At 57.4% G+C, this 14,664-nt stretch carries 15 protein-coding genes; 8 read left to right on the top strand and 7 right to left on the bottom strand.

Annotation, left to right across the window (positions count from 1 at the left end):
* Positions 1-164 precede the first annotated feature (164 nt).
* From HY010_06505 to bstA, 5 genes are all read left to right on the top strand, one after another.
* Positions 165-578, top strand: coding sequence for a BlaI/MecI/CopY family transcriptional regulator (locus HY010_06505; GenBank protein MBI3475364.1), 414 nt, complete (start codon positions 165-167; stop codon positions 576-578).
* Positions 575-2,416 carry a hypothetical protein gene (locus HY010_06500; GenBank protein ID MBI3475363.1) on the top strand — a complete coding sequence of 614 codons (1,842 nt, stop codon included), beginning with the start codon at positions 575-577 and terminating at the stop codon, positions 2,414-2,416. The genes HY010_06505 and HY010_06500 overlap by 4 nt, the downstream gene beginning before the upstream one ends.
* 290 nt (positions 2,417-2,706) lie before the next feature.
* Entirely contained in the window at positions 2,707-3,693 is a 987-nt protein-coding gene (locus HY010_06495; protein MBI3475362.1) for a peptidyl-prolyl cis-trans isomerase, read from the top strand.
* A complete protein-coding gene (locus HY010_06490) occupies positions 3,680-5,245 on the top strand; it encodes an exo-alpha-sialidase (protein ID MBI3475361.1) in 1,566 nt (521 codons plus the stop codon). Before HY010_06495 ends, HY010_06490 begins: the two co-directional genes overlap by 14 nt.
* Positions 5,246-5,380: 135 nt before the next feature.
* A complete protein-coding gene (gene bstA / locus HY010_06485; GenBank protein ID MBI3475360.1) occupies positions 5,381-5,905 on the top strand; it encodes a bacillithiol transferase BstA in 525 nt (174 codons plus the stop codon).
* Positions 5,906-5,959: 54 nt separating this feature from the next.
* On the opposite strand, the gene HY010_06480 is transcribed toward bstA, so the two are convergent.
* The 4 genes from HY010_06480 to HY010_06465 form a co-directional block, all read right to left on the bottom strand.
* The gene (locus HY010_06480; GenBank protein MBI3475359.1) at positions 5,960-6,544 is read right to left on the bottom strand and encodes a hypothetical protein; all 585 of its coding nucleotides are present in this window, start codon (positions 6,542-6,544) and stop codon (positions 5,960-5,962) included.
* Complete coding sequence (locus tag HY010_06475; GenBank protein MBI3475358.1) at positions 6,537-7,070, bottom strand: sigma-70 family RNA polymerase sigma factor; 534 nt, start codon at positions 7,068-7,070, stop codon at positions 6,537-6,539. The genes HY010_06480 and HY010_06475 overlap by 8 nt, the downstream gene beginning before the upstream one ends.
* A 230-nt stretch (positions 7,071-7,300) precedes the next feature.
* Positions 7,301-7,873, bottom strand: coding sequence for a YdcF family protein (locus HY010_06470; GenBank protein ID MBI3475357.1), 573 nt, complete (start codon positions 7,871-7,873; stop codon positions 7,301-7,303).
* Positions 7,874-7,933: 60 nt separating this feature from the next.
* On the bottom strand, positions 7,934-8,572 hold the full coding sequence (locus tag HY010_06465; GenBank protein ID MBI3475356.1) for a threonylcarbamoyl-AMP synthase: 639 nt from the start codon (positions 8,570-8,572) through the stop codon (positions 7,934-7,936).
* A gap of 204 nt (positions 8,573-8,776) precedes the next feature.
* On the opposite strand from HY010_06465, the gene HY010_06460 reads away from it, so the two are divergent.
* Genes HY010_06460 through HY010_06450 form a run of 3 tightly spaced genes read left to right on the top strand, consistent with a single transcriptional unit; the run spans position 8,777 to position 12,369 of the window.
* A complete protein-coding gene (locus HY010_06460) occupies positions 8,777-9,610 on the top strand; it encodes an RNA methyltransferase (GenBank protein ID MBI3475355.1) in 834 nt (277 codons plus the stop codon).
* A 49-nt stretch (positions 9,611-9,659) separates the two neighbouring features.
* Complete coding sequence (locus tag HY010_06455; protein ID MBI3475354.1) at positions 9,660-11,033, top strand: replication-associated recombination protein A; 1,374 nt, start codon at positions 9,660-9,662, stop codon at positions 11,031-11,033.
* Positions 11,034-11,085: 52 nt separating this feature from the next.
* Complete coding sequence (locus HY010_06450) at positions 11,086-12,369, top strand: SpoIIE family protein phosphatase (GenBank protein ID MBI3475353.1); 1,284 nt, start codon at positions 11,086-11,088, stop codon at positions 12,367-12,369.
* Between the two features lie 42 nt (positions 12,370-12,411).
* Here HY010_06450 and HY010_06445 read toward each other — a convergent pair whose 3' ends face one another.
* From HY010_06445 to HY010_06435, 3 genes are all read right to left on the bottom strand, one after another.
* The gene (locus tag HY010_06445) at positions 12,412-12,639 is read right to left on the bottom strand and encodes a hypothetical protein (GenBank protein ID MBI3475352.1); all 228 of its coding nucleotides are present in this window, start codon (positions 12,637-12,639) and stop codon (positions 12,412-12,414) included.
* 90 nt (positions 12,640-12,729) lie between these two features.
* Positions 12,730-13,047 carry a carboxymuconolactone decarboxylase family protein gene (locus HY010_06440; GenBank protein MBI3475351.1) on the bottom strand — a complete coding sequence of 106 codons (318 nt, stop codon included), beginning with the start codon at positions 13,045-13,047 and terminating at the stop codon, positions 12,730-12,732.
* Between the two features lie 3 nt (positions 13,048-13,050).
* Positions 13,051-14,454 carry an amino acid permease gene (locus HY010_06435; protein MBI3475350.1) on the bottom strand — a complete coding sequence of 468 codons (1,404 nt, stop codon included), beginning with the start codon at positions 14,452-14,454 and terminating at the stop codon, positions 13,051-13,053.
* Positions 14,455-14,664 lie beyond the last annotated feature (210 nt).

Here is a 14,664-nt window from a genome sequence, read left to right as displayed (position 1 = left end):
CATCCCGAGCGGAGCGAGGGACCTGTAGTCCTGCACCGTCACCGCTTTGAGCGGCATTCACCACCAGCCCGCTGCTACCCTCTCTTCTTCTCGCACGTCTCACCATCGTGAAAATAGCTCATTGACACCGTTTCGCTTCATGTGTTACATGTTGTAACGTTACAATGACTAACACACACCCATCCCGCCCCAAGAATCTAGGAGAAGTGGAGCAGCTCGTCATGGACTACGTCTGGACCCATGGCCCAACTTCTTCAGAAGCGTGCCGTGAAGCACTCGCCTCATCTCGACCCATGAAGGATTCCACGATCCGTACCGTCCTTCGCCGGCTCGAAGAAAAGGGCTATATCGAGCACGAGATTGAAGGCCGAACTTTTCTCTACCGGGCATCCGACGCGCGTCAGAACGTCGCGGTTCGCGCGGTCAAAAACATCATCGACCGCTTCTGTGGAGGTTCGGCGGAACAACTGGTCCTCGGCATGGTCGACAACGCCGTCCTGAACCGGAAACAGTTGGAACGGCTTGCACGCAAGGTCGCCGAAATGCAAGGCGCGGAGAAGAAGGAAGGAAAGTCATGATGCCGATCACTACCGTTGAACTGCAGACCAATGTCCTGGTGCCGCTCGCGACCGCTGCCGTGCGCGTTCTCGTACTGGCAGGCATTGCGGGAATCGGGCTGGCGGCGTTTCGAGTCAGATCGACATCGGTGCGTTTGTTTACCTGGACAGCGATGCTCTACGTGGCATTGGCGATGCCGTTCCTGCAGCGGATGCTGCCACCCTTGCCGGTTCCCATTGCGTCCCTTCTTCAGGCGCGAACTGAGCAGGCAATCGCAGATACAGGGAATATCTCGCAGCCCGTTGTCCTTCCTCCGGCAACTCACGATTCGGTACTCCACCAGCAATCGACTCTGGTCGAAACCAAGGCCCCGGCTTCGCCGCGGCGCAGCGGGCCTGCGATTCGGTGGAACGCCGTAGCAGTTGGGATCTATTTGTCGGTGGTTCTATTTCTTCTTGCCCGGCTTGTCGTCGGACTGGCGCTCGGCTATCGCTTGCGTCGCGTATCGCGAATCATTCGCGAAGCGGGATTCGCCATGCGGTTCGCGGACCGCGCTCGAGGCGCGCGTCTGTCCTCACTGCCACTGGCTGCCGAATCCGAACTGATCTCTGTACCGGTCACGATGGGCGTCGTGCGTCCCGTTGTCTTCTTCCCCAGCACCTGGCGCGATTGGGACGCCGCGAAGCTCGACGCCGTGATTGCACACGAATTGTCGCACGTCGCGCGCCGCGACACGCTCACCCTGCGCCTGTCATTTCTACACTGCACGATTTTCTGGTTTAGTCCGATGGCGTGGTGGCTCCATCGCGAACTCGCGGATCTGGTCGAACAAGCCAGCGACGAAGCGGCTTTAGCGGGCGGCGTGGACTGCCAGTCCTACGCCAGAACGTTGCTTGATTTCTTCGAAGCCCTGCAAGGCGCACCGCAGCGGGTTTGGTGGCAGGGCGTTTCGATGGCAAGCGCAGGTCGCGCCGAACAAAGAGTGGAACGAATTCTCGAATCAAAGGGAGCAGTAGTCATGAGTCTCAAGAAATCAATCGTTATTCTGGTCGTACTCCTGGCAATCCCGGTTGTGTTTCTCACAGCTGCGGCGCAGCCACCCGATCGCACTTTGAATACCTCAGGTGAACTCGCGCAAAACAAAGCGACGCCTGCAATCCCGCCCGCTTCGCACGGAGCGCGAGCCTCGAAGAAGTCTTCGAGCCATAGTTTCTATTCGTACAGTGATGACGACGCTCTGCCCTACGTCATCGTCTCGGGCAAGACCGATACGCTGACGATGTCGGGAAATCACATGGATAGCGAGCACATCGAAGACCTCCGAAAGACAATTTCCGGAGACTTCATCTGGTTCCGGGGTAGTGGAAAGTCTTACATCATTCGGGATCAGGGCACCATCGATCGCGCCCGGGCACTCTGGGCTCCGCAAGAGGAACTCGGCAAGAAGCAGGAAGAACTGGGCAAGCAGCAGGAAGAACTTGGAAAACAACAGGAAGAACTTGGCATGCAAATGGAACAGGTACAAGTAAAAGTTCCAGACCTGACGAACGATCTCGAAAAGCTCCAGGCCAAGTTGAAGGAGCTTAACTCGGGCGCTACGTCCGACCAGATCGCCGAGATCCAATCCCAGATCGGTGAATTGCAGGAGAAGATCGGCGACGTCCAATCACAGGCTGGAGACCGGCAATCCAAGCTGGGTGACCAGATGGGGGCGTTGGGAGAGAAGCAAGGAAGACTTGGCGAGCAGCAAGGTGAACTTGGCCGCCAGCAAGGCGAGCTAGCGGAAAAAGCTTCCCGCCAAATGAAGAAGCTCCTTGAGGAGTCGGTCACAAAGGGCACGGCACAACTAGAAAACTAGTTTCATCCGCTCTTCATCGATGAGAGCCCGCGACTTGCCCAAAGTCGTGGGTTCTCTATCGCCGACATGAATGGCCCTGACACCTCTGCGGCTGGCCTGCGTATTTCCAACCAAATCTTCGCGCATTAGATGAAAAGTCTTGCAGGCTGTGCAACGCGGCAACCCTCCCGCAAAATTAACAAGCCATGCAACGATCGCCGGTAGTAGACTGGCAGCCTTAGCAATCAGCCGCAATCCGTAAAGCTTGCTGAATCGCTTACTCGAGCCGTTGGGGAAAAAATAATAATTTCATGCGTCTGAGAATTCATGGCCTCGTTGTGTCGGCACTCCTTCTGACCGCGGTTGCATACGCCCAGGAATCCGCGACCTCCGCAGAGAAGAAATCGTCTGCTTCCAGTAATCGTGTCGTCCTGAAAGTCGGCAACACGCAGGTCACCGAAGCCGAGTTCGAATCCCGAATCAGCGATATCGAAAGCAGCGGAGATGGTGACAACGAGACCGCGTCCCAAAAAGAACGCCGCCGCCTCGGCGACGACTACGCGTCTGTCTTAATGCTTTCGCAGCAGGCAGTGAAGAACCACCTCGACACGACGCCCGAAGTCGCCAGAAAGCTGGAAATCGGGCGAATCCAGATTCTGTCGGATGCTCAATTCGCCAGCCTGATGGATCAAGCCAAGCCGACGCCGGACGAAGTGAGCCAGTATTACAACACGCACCTGCACGACTATGACGAAGTGCAAGTTCGGCGGCTTTTTATCTGGAAGACCGGCCCCAACACCGCCAATCGCAAAGGATTGGCGCCGGATGCCGCGAAGTCCCGGGCGGATGCAATCCTCAAAACTTCGTCAGCAGGCGGCGACGCGACGAAACTGGCAGAAGCCTTCAAGATTTCCGATGAAGGCATGCTGGACTCCGAACCGCTGACGTTTCCGCGCGGAGAAATGCCTCCAGCGATGGAAAAAGCCGCATTCGCAAGCGCCGAGGGCAAATGGTCTCAGGTGCAAGACACGGCGGAGTCGATCATCCTCGTGCATTTGTTAAAGCGCGACCGCCAACCACTCGAGCAAGTAGCGTCTTTAATAGAAAAACGGCTTCAAAGTGAAACCATGCTGTCGAAATTGGATGCATTGAAAAAGAATTCGGGTATTTGGATGGATGAAAAATACTTCGGGACTGCCGCTGGAGCAAGCAATCAGAAATCTGGCGCAGTATCCAGCACGCCCTCGAAATTGAAAGACTCTCCAGGTGGTACGGAAGGTGGAAATGTACAACGATAAGAAAACACTTTTGTCTTTTGCGCTGCCCATGGTACTCGGGGTAGCGTGCGTGCTTCAGCCGGTGAAAGCTGACGCTCAAATGACGTCTGTGGGCGTCGATTGCTCACAGATCGCTGCCAAGGGAATTATGATGCAGGACAACATGCGTGCCGGCCGGGTTCTGATCGAGTGCGGCGTCGTCCGCGCAGGCCAGCCTGCCGATAGCATCGAGGCGCCTCTTTCTCCACCGAATATCCAGGTCAGCGATCGCGCCTGCGTCGACGGCGCCAGCTGCACCAAGAGCGAAAGCGCTGTCTGGGCCAGCACCAAGGACAATGGGAAAACCATCGTGGTCAACTACAACGATCACAACCCCGGCGGCAGCCTGAACTACACTGGCACTTCCGTCTCCAAAGACGGCGGCGTCACCTTCAAGCAGCTCATCCCACCACCTTTCTCAACAGGCCATGGCGACAACTTTGGCGATCCGATCGTAGTTTTCAACTCCAAGTTGAATAAGTGGTTCGCCGGCGATCTCGCCGACGGCTGCGGCGGTCAAGGCATCGCTATATGGAGTTCGAAACTCGGCCTTACCTGGAAGGTCGGCGCCTGCGCCCATAACGGCGCCGGAGACGATCGTGAATCGATGTGGGTGGATAACGATCCCACCAGCGGCACTTACGGCCGTATGTACATTTCATGGAATGACTTCAACAACAATGGCGCTCTGTCCGTAACACACTCGGACAACGGCACTGCCTGGTCTGCTCCCGCGATCTTGAATCCTAACTTCATTCGTGACGTACAAGTCACAGGTTCACCACGCGGCGCAGCTCGCTTCGAAGGCACCAACAGCACCGTGTTTGTGGCAGCGATGGATGAGGGCGGCGGCGGGTTCGCCAACCGGCAGAACATCATGTACAAGTCCCTCGATGGCGGCGTGACCTGGACCAGTTCGACGATGGGTCCGGCCTTCAAGCCAGTCGGCCAGGGTTCCTGCGACAATCCATATTTTGTGAAAGTCAATCCGATCTGGCGCCATATGGGCTGGGGAGAGCCGGCCGTTGGTCCTAACGGAGTCGTCCACTACGCTTATGCCGGCCTGGGAAAGAAAACCGACCCAGGCGATATCTTCTACGTCCGCTCCGTTGACAACGGAAAGACCTGGTCGACACCCATCAAACTCAACCCCGACAAGGGAACAAAATTCAGAACCCAGTGGATGCCCTCGGTTTCCTCTGACTTGAATGGCAAGGTAACGGTTTCCTGGTACGACCGGCGGGCTGCTACGACTGCCTGCAACGTCGCCTCGGATCCGGGCTGCTCGTATGAACGAGTAGGGATTCAATCCGCCGACAACGGCGCGACCTTCCAGCCGGCGATCACCATCAGCTCAGCGATCATCCAGCAGCCAGCGCAGAACGATCCTGGAGTTCAAGCGTGCTACGCAGGCGACTACGACTATGCCACAGCCTTCAACGGCAACGCCTACGTGACGTGGACGGATGGACGCGTTAAGGTTGGAACCACGCAAGTCCAGAACGTGGATTTTGCAGCAGTCCCGCTGCCGTAAGCATTCACTTCGATCATCCAAAGAGGGCGGCTAAATCGGCTGCCCTCTTTTTTTGTTGAATGTAATGTCTACAGTTTCGTACATATTTTGAGGCAGGCTGCAGTACGCATGCATCTATCTCACCGGAGGCAATTCATGAGTGATCCGCGCTACCCGCTTGGCAAATTTTCCTTCGACGGAACCCTCACGCCAGATCAGAAGAAACAATATCTCAACGACATCGAGCAGACTCCGGCCCGCCTACGTGCCGCCGTCCAAGGACTCTCTGCCCAGCAGATTAATACTCCCTACCGCGAAGGCGGTTGGACGGTTCTCCAGGTCACGCACCACGTGGCAGACAGCCACATGAATGCCTACATCCGATTCAAGCTTGCGCTTACGGAGGAAGAACCTACGATCCGTCCTTATATGGAAGATCGCTGGGCCGAACTACCCGACTCGAAGCAGGTCCCGATTGAAGTCTCGCTCGCCCTCCTCGATTCCCTGCACCAGCGCTGGACGAATGTCCTGAAAAACATTTCTGACACGGAATGGAAACGAAATTTCCGCCATCCGGAGATGGGATTAATGTCGCTGGAGAAGACTCTCGCCCTCTATGCGTGGCACGGACGCCATCACACCGCGCATGTCACGAAGCTACGCGAAAAGATGGGCTGGTAAGCGCCCCAATCCCCGGACAGCAGATCCGGGTCCATTTCAGTTCCATGGGATTGGCTAGCGCGCGCCTTCTGCCGTGGAAAGTTCGTCGATGAGGCGTTGCAGCGAACGCGCTGCTCGCGTGTTCAGCTTTCCCACAAAGACGAAAAAGGCGGCCACAATGGCGGCCATCAATATCAGGCCACCAATGTTGCCCGGTCGTGGATCAGCAATCGCCATCGCGACCGTTAGGAGCGCCAACCCGGGAATGAGTGGTCCCAGGTACCAGGACCACACGTTGCCAACCAGATCGCGTTGCCGCTCCAGTTCGCTGCGATGGAACTGGAGGCAGCTCACTGCTCCCATTTGAGCCGGCAGGCTTTTCGGCGAGCCTTTGCGATGGAGTTGGTAGGCGACGTACACCAGCCCCGCGATCAGCAGACCGAAAGCGCTCCGGAACAACGGGTCGTGACTCGTTGCGAACGAGAAACCAAACAAGATTGCAGCAATCAGCGCTCCAGCGTATTCACGAACGTTTCTCCAAACAATTTGTTTCTCGAACTTCCCTGCTTGCTTACGAATTTGCTGCACTGACATTGGAATACCCTCCACTGGTTGACCCTGCCAGATTTTCTTCATCCCAACGTTGCCTGATTCATTCATGATCGTTTCCTCCCTCGTGAAAGCGCCGAGCAAGGATGCCTTTGATCCGGTGGATCTTGGTCGCTACGTTTCCCGCGGATAATCCGGTTATTTCTCCAATCGAAGCACTGTCCAGGCCTTCGAGGTACGACAGAATCACTTGCCGGTCGAGCGGTTTCAGGCGTTGGATCAGATTGAGCAAATGGCCAAGAGCCTGGCCGCGATCCACGGATTGCTCGCCGGCATTCGGATCGGGTAAGTTCTCCAGTTCGTCGAGTCCCAACAGGGCTTTTGATCGCGTGCGGCGCTGCCGAATAACGTGTGATGTGGCAGCATTGTGCGCCACACGGTATGCCCACGTCCGCAATGAACACCGGCCATCAAAGCCGTGAAAACTTCGCCACAGCGCGATGTGAATTTCCTGGAGAAGGTCGCGCCGCAGTTCAGGGTCCGCTTCATACGCGCGCGCCAGACGTTCCAAGGCAGCCCCATACTGACTTGCAACATCCTCGTAGAGTCCGTCCGGCGTCGGCCTGAGATCCGGCATGGTCGCAATCTCGCTCACACTAAGGTAGTCGCCGGAAGAGGAGCTTTCTTACAGAAAAACCTGAAATAGGTTTGTGAATTCGCCCGGGAGACTGAATTCACAGTGAAAGAAGAGGCTTGCCACGCCTCATGCGGCTAAGAGGGACTATGCAAGACACGCAAGGGAGTGGGTGCGCAGACGCAGGTTTCAAAGGTAGATCAAAGCTCGTGGCTCGACGTACGCAACCGTTTCTACGTCATTCCCACTTCCCACGCAAAATAACTCATCGCCTCGCGCATCACCGCTTCGAAGCGCTGCCACACTGACTTTGGCCGTGATTCCGGACGCGGAGCCACTTCCACCTGCATGCCTTCATGTTCGAGCAGGGCTCGAATCCGGAACACGTGATAGGCGTCGCTCGCTGCGATACAGGTGTGCATCCCGTTCGCGCGCATGATGTTCGCGACCCGTTCGGCCGAGCGTGCCGTATCGGAACCTTGCGTCTCTGCAATCAGGCTCTGTTCCGGAATTCCGCGCCGCGACAGGTAGTCGCGTCCCACGCCCCCTTCGCTGAAGTCCGGATCCTGCGCCGCTCCACCCGTTGTGATGACTACCGGCGCGAGGCCATGGCTGAAGAGATCGAAACCGTGATCGAGCCGTGCGCGGAAAACCGGGGACGGGCGTCCCGCATACTCGGCGGCGCCGAATACAACGATCGCATCGGCCTTGTGGGTGGGCGCTTCTCCCGCGGCATGGGCAATGCGAAGACCGGTGATACCCAGAAATAGAAGAAAGGCTCCCACGGCGGCCAGCAACACCAGCAACCACCTACGCCTTCGGGAAAATCTTATTTCGTCAGGTGGTGTGTGCGCTTCCGCCATCGCTCAAGAAAGAGCTTCGATGATTTCTTTCGCAGGGATTGCGCCTTCCCGCAGAATTTCCCAGGAACCATCCAGGCTGAATTGCACGATCGTCGACAATGCTGTCCGTGGTGACGCGCCTCCGTCGACAATCAGCGAGATGCGATCCTGCAACTGTTCGCTCACCTGCTCGGCCGTGGAACATTCCGCTGCGCCGCTGAGGTTCGCCGAAGTCGCCGTGATCGGAATCTTCGCCGCCCGTACCACTGCCAGCGGAATTTCAGCAGAAGGTACGCGCAGCGCGACATTGCCGGTGTTCGCCGTGACCTTCAATGGCAACTGCGAAGCGGCCGGCACAATCATGGTCAACGGCCCCGGCCAGAATCTTCGCGCCAATAACTGGAAATCATCCGGCAGCGGACGCGCAAAATCTTCCGCCTGATCAACATGCTCAATCAGCAGCGACAGCGGCTTGTGCCGCGAACGCGACTTGATCTCATACACCCGTTCTACCGCACGCAGGTTAAAAGGATCGGCCGCCAGTCCATAAAATGTATCGGTTGGCATGCCCAGGACTTTGCCCGCCTGGATCTGCTCGGCAGCATATTTAATGAGCGAGGCTTCAGGGCTCTCGGCATCAATTTTCAGGATTTCCGCGCGCACTCAGTTCCCTTCCGGAGGTCCAGACAAGATTGTGGTGAACAGTGAAATGTACCATAAATGAAGTTCGCAATCCTCGGTTCTCAGGTCCTGATCCCGGTTCTTGGCCAAAATTGCCGTGAAGTTGCGAGAACTGAGAACCAGGAACTGAGAACTGTCTTCGAATCGCGTATCATCCAGTTCTTGGATTGAACGATTGTCGAACCGATGAAGCAGGACTCGAAATCTTCTGACCGCTCCGGCAACTTTCGCTTGCAGCGTGTTTCCGGCCGGCACAACGCGCGCCTCAAGGAATTGCGGCAAGCTTTCCGCCGTGGAGAACTCACGCCTGCGGGCGAATGCGCCATCGAAGGAGTCAAACTCGTCGAAGAGGCAATTCGTTCCGGCCAGCGTCTGGGCGGATTGTTCTTCAGCGAATCGGCTCGCCCGCTCGCCGAAAAGTTTCTGCCTCAGATTGGTGCCCGGGTCGAAGTGCTCTTGCTGCCGGACTCCGTGTTCAAGTCGATCGTCCCCAGCGATGCCCCGCAGGGCGTAGCAGCGTTGGCGAAATTTCATACCGTTCAAGCAAGCCAGTTACTCGACCGCGCGGGCTCGGGACCAATCGTTGTCGCAGCGGGACTGCAGGATCCCGGAAATCTGGGCACGCTTCTTCGCTCGGCAGAGGCTTTCGGAGCAGCCGGAGTGTTTTTCACCGAAGGCACGGTCAGTCCCTATAACTCCAAAGTGACGCGGGGATCGGCTGGATCAATTTTTCGCCTGCCTGTCGTGCAGATTGCATCCTCAGAACTCGTCCCGTTGCTACGCCAACGCGGGGTGCGAATGTTTGCAACCTCGTCGCACAAAGGAACGTTGATTCCTGAAGCCACATGGACTCTTCCACTCGCGATCTTCATCGGCAACGAGGGAGCAGGTTTGTCGCGCGAACTTCTGCTTCAAATGGATGAGACGCTGGTAATACCCCAATCCGCACAGGTCGAATCACTCAACGCAGGCGTAGCGGCCAGTATTGTCCTGTATGAGTGCGCGCGGAAGAAACGGTAGGAATTTTAGGAAGAGTTTCTCTGCGTCCCGGCGGTGAGAACGTTTTGACATGAGCCTATTCCAGCCCATCCCGAACCAGGACTCCTCAACGCCAGGCGCCCGTCCGCTCGCGGATCGCATGCGGCCGCGTACGCTCGACGAGTTTGTCGGCCAGGAACATCTCGTCGGACCCGGCAAACCACTGCGTGTGCAGATTGAACGTGACGATCCCGGTTCGATGATTTTCTGGGGACCGCCGGGCACCGGCAAAACAACGCTAGCCAACATCATTGCGAGCGTCACCAAGGCCGAGTTCATAGAATTTTCCGCGGTCCTGGCCGGTATCAAGGAAATCAAGCAGGTCATGCTCGACGCCGATCGAGCCCGCCAGTACGGCACGCGCACGATCGTGTTCGTCGACGAAATCCATCGCTTCAACAAAGCGCAACAGGACGCGTTTCTGCCCTATGTGGAAAAAGGAAGCATCCGGCTGATTGGAGCAACGACAGAAAATCCGTCGTTCGAGATCATTTCAGCTCTCCTGTCCCGTTCCCGCGTGTACGTACTCAACCAACTGACAGAAGACCAACTCGTGGCTCTGTTGCGGCGCGCGCTCACCGATCCCGAGCGTGGCCTCGGAGCATTGCATCTCGAAGCATCCGACGAAGCGCTCAGAAAGATCGCCGCCTATTCCAGCGGCGACGCCCGCAGTGCCTACAACGTTCTCGAAGTCGCGGCTTCGCTGGCGCAATCCGCAGGCGCGTCTCCCCTAGCCACCGCAACCATCACCGACGACATCGTCCAGGAAGCCGTTCAGAAGCGCATCTTGCGTTACGACAAGTCGGGCGAAGAGCACTACAACCTTATCTCGGCGCTGCACAAGTCCGTTCGCAACAGCGATCCCGATGCCGCTCTCTACTGGCTCGCTCGCATGCTTGAAGCCGGAGAGGATCCGCTTTACATTGCCCGTCGCGTGGTACGCATGGCAGTGGAAGACATCGGCCTCGCCGAACCGGGAGCGCTCGCACTCTGCATGGCCGCCCGTGACGCCGTCGATTTCATCGGGATGCCGGAAGGCAACCTTGCGCTCGCACAAGCCGTTGTCTATTTGAGCGTTGCGCCGAAATCCAACGCGCTCTACACCGCTTATGGCGCGGTTCGCGACGATGTGGAACACACGGCTGCCGAACCCGTTCCACTCCATCTCCGCAACGCCCCCACTGGACTCATGAAGAACCTCGGCTACGGTAAGGACTACCAGTACGCGCACGATGCAGAGGGCAAAGTCGCCGACATGCAGTCCCTGCCCGACAGCCTTCGCGATCGCAAGTACTATCTGCCCACCAACGAAGGCGTCGAAAAACGCATTCGAGAACGGCTGGAGGAAATCAAGAAGCTGCGCCAGTCGAAATCCACCCGAACAAAAAGAGAATCGGAAAGCTGATTCGTGAATCTCTTTATGAGATAGTCCAGATAGCAAGATCGGGAGATTCCACGTGGCGACAACTCCGATCACCGATTTCAACCCGACCGGGCTGCACACATCAGAGGCCACTGGCGTCAAGGTTGCCGAACTGGTGCGCCTCCAGAAGTTTGCCCAGAGAATCAACTCCAGCCTCGACCTGGATGAAATCGTACAGCGCGTCGCCGACGAGGTTGCCGCGTCGCTCGGCTGCGTCGAAATCAACATTTACCTGCACGAGGCCGCTACATCGGAACTGGTCCTCACTGGAATGCGTGGCTGTTCCGTGCACGGCAAGGGACATCGGCTCAAGATCGGCACCCAGGGAATGGTGGGACATGTGGCCGCCACCCGCAAGATGCGGTACGCGCCCGACGTTGCACTCGATCCTTATTACCACCCATGTGAGCCGGACATCCGCTCGGAAGTGGCGATTCCGCTGCACGTCGAGAATGATTTGATCGGCGTGTTCACCGCCTCGCACTGCGATCTGGACGCATTCTCCGAAGCCCACTTGCGCCTGTTGCAAGGGTTTTGCTCGCACGTGGCCGTGGCCGTCCAGAATGCACATCGTTTCCACAACGAACGAGAGCAGCGCGAAAGCATGAGCCGCGAAGCCGCCGAGGCGCGCTCGATTCAGCAGGCACTCCTCCCCCGCAGTTCCCCTTTGATCCCCGGCTTCAGCGTATCTGGACTGTCGATTCCCGCGGGCGCCATCGGTGGCGACTGGTTCGACTTCATCCCTTTGGCAAATGGCTGTTGGGGACTGGTTCTCGCCGACGTGTCAGGCAAAGGAACTGCCGCTGCTCTACTGATGTCCGCCACTCGTGGCATGTTGCGCTCGCTCGCGCAGACTGGCTCCGGACCGGGCGAAGTGCTCAGCCGCCTCAATAAATTGATGGTGGAAGATTTTCCGAGTGGACGTTTCGTCACGATGGTGTACGCGGAGTTCGATCCGTCGACACGCAAGTTGCGGATCGCCAATGCCGGCCATCTGCCGCCGCTATTGGTCGAACCGAGTGGTCATCGATGGATCGCGACCAGGCTTGGTCTTCCACTCGGCATCGCCGCCAGCGAATATTCTGAGACTGAAATCACTCTCGGCCCGCAGGCGCGCCTCGCCATTTATTCCGACGGCATCACGGAGGCCGCTCTCGCCTCCGGCGAAGAGTACGGAGCCGACCGGTTGCTCGCCCAAATGCAATCCCCGGATATTTGTCTCGAAGGCCTGTTGATGGACGTGAGGAAATTCGTGAATGGCAGCGGCTTACGCGACGACGCGACCGCGATCCTGATTGGCACGCGCCCGGAAAACTAAGACGCGTCTTCCGCCCTCACAAACAGCAAAGTCCGTCCCGCATCACGGTGTCATTTTCCCCGACTGCAGATAATTCTGCGGAGGAACGCCGAACGCATCCGCAACCCGGTTGAAGAATGCGAACATTGCCGTGATATAGACCGCCTCTGCAATCTGCTCTTCTTTCCAGCCAGAGGCGCGCAGTTTCTCAACATCCTCAAACGTGGAACGATACGCCGCCTCGGTAATCAGTTTCACGTAGTCCATCAGAACGCGTTCTGGTTCCGTCATGCCGGCTTCTTCCAAATTGCCTTCGAGGACCGCGGCTACACATTGATCATTGGCTCCCTGAACACGCAGGAAGTAAGCGTGGCTGTCCAGTCAATACGGACACCGATTCAGATACGAGACGTAACTGGCAATCATCTCCTTGTGCCGTCGCGAAAGATGGCCTTCGGAAAAATGTACGGTATTGGAAAAGTCCACGACCTGCCGCAGGAAATCCGGCCTGGCCCCAAAACACTTGATGATCCCGGGGACCTTCTGTCGGCCTGATCCGGCACGCCAGTAATCGTAGGCAGCCGCCGTTTCTCCCACGGCTTCGGCATCTTCGATAATCCTGATCTTAGTCGCAGGTGTTGCGTCTGGAGCGCCAGCACCTAGCGGGCCGTGATTGTGATCTTCTTCGTTTGCAGCCATGGACTAAGCCTCTTCAGAAAGAGCCAGAGTTTCTCCAACGATGGGTTGCTGGGTGATTGCGTGTGTCTTTCGACGTCGAAAGATCTCGTAGACTGGCAATCCCGCGGACACAACCAGCACGCCCATCATTGCCCCTCTCGGGCTATGCGCCCCGACCAGAAATAGCATAAGCGCAACCAGAACCAGAAATGCCAGCGGTGTTACAGGATAGCCTGGAGTCAAGGCTACCGAGTCGCCCACTTGTTGGCGCGACCGAAGGATGAACAGGCCCGACACTGTGATTCCTAGAAACAGAACGACGATGAATAGCGCGTAGGAAATAATCTGTTCGAAACTACCAACCAACACCAGCAACGACGCAATCGATCCCTGGATGACAATCGCATTCGCGGGCGTGCCGAAGCGCGGATGAGTCCTCGCTACCGCGGGGAAGAACAATTCATCGTTCGCCATCGCGTAGTAGACTCGCGGCGCGGACATGATGAGCGCGGCCAGGCTTCCTACCAGGCAGATGATAACGATTCCCGCAAAGACGACTCCCCCGGTCGGGCCGAATAAAACTGCCCCGGCCTGTGCGACAAACGTCTGGTCCGATGTCACTTTGTCGAGCGGCACGAGGTACAGAAAAACCGCGCTGACAATGATGTAAACGGCTGTGACCGCGAGCATACCCAATAGTAAGGCGCGAGGCAGAGTGCGGCCTGGGTCGCGGACTTCACCGGCAATTTTTCCTACATCCCACCAGCCCCCGAAAGAAAAGAAGGCGCCAACCACGCCCACGCCCAGCGCCGGCGCGAGCGGCAACGAGCCGGGATGTTGCGCCACGATCGGAACGAAGTTCGACCACGAACCTAACCGGAAGGCAAAGGCCCAGATGGTCAGGAATCCGAGCAGACCCAGTTTCAACCAGGTGCTCCAACGAATGAATCCAGCCATGCCTCGGATGCTCAGAATGTTCAGCAGGCAGAGTCCCCAGATCACTCCCACCCCGACTAGCTTCGAAAACAGCGGATGCAAGGGGACAATGTAGTTGAAGTATCCAGCAAGTCCGGTTGCGAGAGAGGCTGTGACGGCCGGGTCCATCACCAGCAGGCACATCCAACCAAAGAGAAACGCGAGACGCGGCCCGAAGCATTCTCGCAGGTAGATATAGCCGCCACCCGCACTCGGGAAACGTCCCGCGAGTTCCCCGTAACAGAGCCCGCCGCTCAAGGTCATCGCCCCAACCGCCAGCCACACCAACAACAGCCAGAACGGAGATCCCAGCGCCTTGGCCATGCCAGCAGGAGTGAGAAAGATGCCCACCGCGATAATCCCGCCAATGACGGCCGCAGTAGTCGACGCCAACCCAAGTTCCCGCCGCAAACCTGCGCCCGAAACGGTGTCCGTTGTTGTAGGGTCTGCCATAGATTCGGAATTTCTTGTTTGTAGCAATTGCGAGAAGCGTTCGACTTGCGACCGTGCCAGCTAGATCATGACGCGAGGTCGGGTATCCCCACCCACGAGGGGACACAATTAGAGATGCGACAACTTAGACGCGGGGAACACGGCGGCGCAATAATACAAAACTGCTAGAGACAGAGAACCAAGAAACACTCTCAAAACCAGGAGCGACGG

This window comes from Acidobacteriota bacterium (assembly GCA_016196065.1).
Classification (GTDB): Bacteria; Acidobacteriota; Terriglobia; order Terriglobales; family Acidobacteriaceae; genus Acidiflorens.
The sequence above is the reverse complement of the archived record's forward strand: the minus strand, read 5'-3'. Positions and strand labels throughout refer to the sequence as shown.

What these genes read in the sequence shown, in the direction of transcription:
- HY010_06445 (MBI3475352.1), bottom strand. Translation starts at nt 12,639, where the DNA reads ATGACGGAACCAGAACGCGTTCTGATGGACTACGTGAAACTGATTACC.
- HY010_06480 (MBI3475359.1), bottom strand. Translation starts at nt 6,544, where the DNA reads ATGAATGAATCAGGCAACGTTGGGATGAAGAAAATCTGGCAGGGTCAA.
- HY010_06490 (MBI3475361.1), top strand. Translation starts at nt 3,680, where the DNA reads ATGTACAACGATAAGAAAACACTTTTGTCTTTTGCGCTGCCCATGGTA.
- HY010_06505 (MBI3475364.1), top strand. Translation starts at nt 165, where the DNA reads ATGACTAACACACACCCATCCCGCCCCAAGAATCTAGGAGAAGTGGAG.
- HY010_06475 (MBI3475358.1), bottom strand. Translation starts at nt 7,070, where the DNA reads ATGCCGGATCTCAGGCCGACGCCGGACGGACTCTACGAGGATGTTGCA.
- HY010_06440 (MBI3475351.1), bottom strand. Translation starts at nt 13,047, where the DNA reads ATGGCTGCAAACGAAGAAGATCACAATCACGGCCCGCTAGGTGCTGGC.
- HY010_06495 (MBI3475362.1), top strand. Translation starts at nt 2,707, where the DNA reads ATGCGTCTGAGAATTCATGGCCTCGTTGTGTCGGCACTCCTTCTGACC.
- bstA (MBI3475360.1), top strand. Translation starts at nt 5,381, where the DNA reads ATGAGTGATCCGCGCTACCCGCTTGGCAAATTTTCCTTCGACGGAACC.
- HY010_06455 (MBI3475354.1), top strand. Translation starts at nt 9,660, where the DNA reads ATGAGCCTATTCCAGCCCATCCCGAACCAGGACTCCTCAACGCCAGGC.
- HY010_06500 (MBI3475363.1), top strand. Translation starts at nt 575, where the DNA reads ATGATGCCGATCACTACCGTTGAACTGCAGACCAATGTCCTGGTGCCG.
- HY010_06460 (MBI3475355.1), top strand. Translation starts at nt 8,777, where the DNA reads ATGAAGCAGGACTCGAAATCTTCTGACCGCTCCGGCAACTTTCGCTTG.
- HY010_06435 (MBI3475350.1), bottom strand. Translation starts at nt 14,454, where the DNA reads ATGGCAGACCCTACAACAACGGACACCGTTTCGGGCGCAGGTTTGCGG.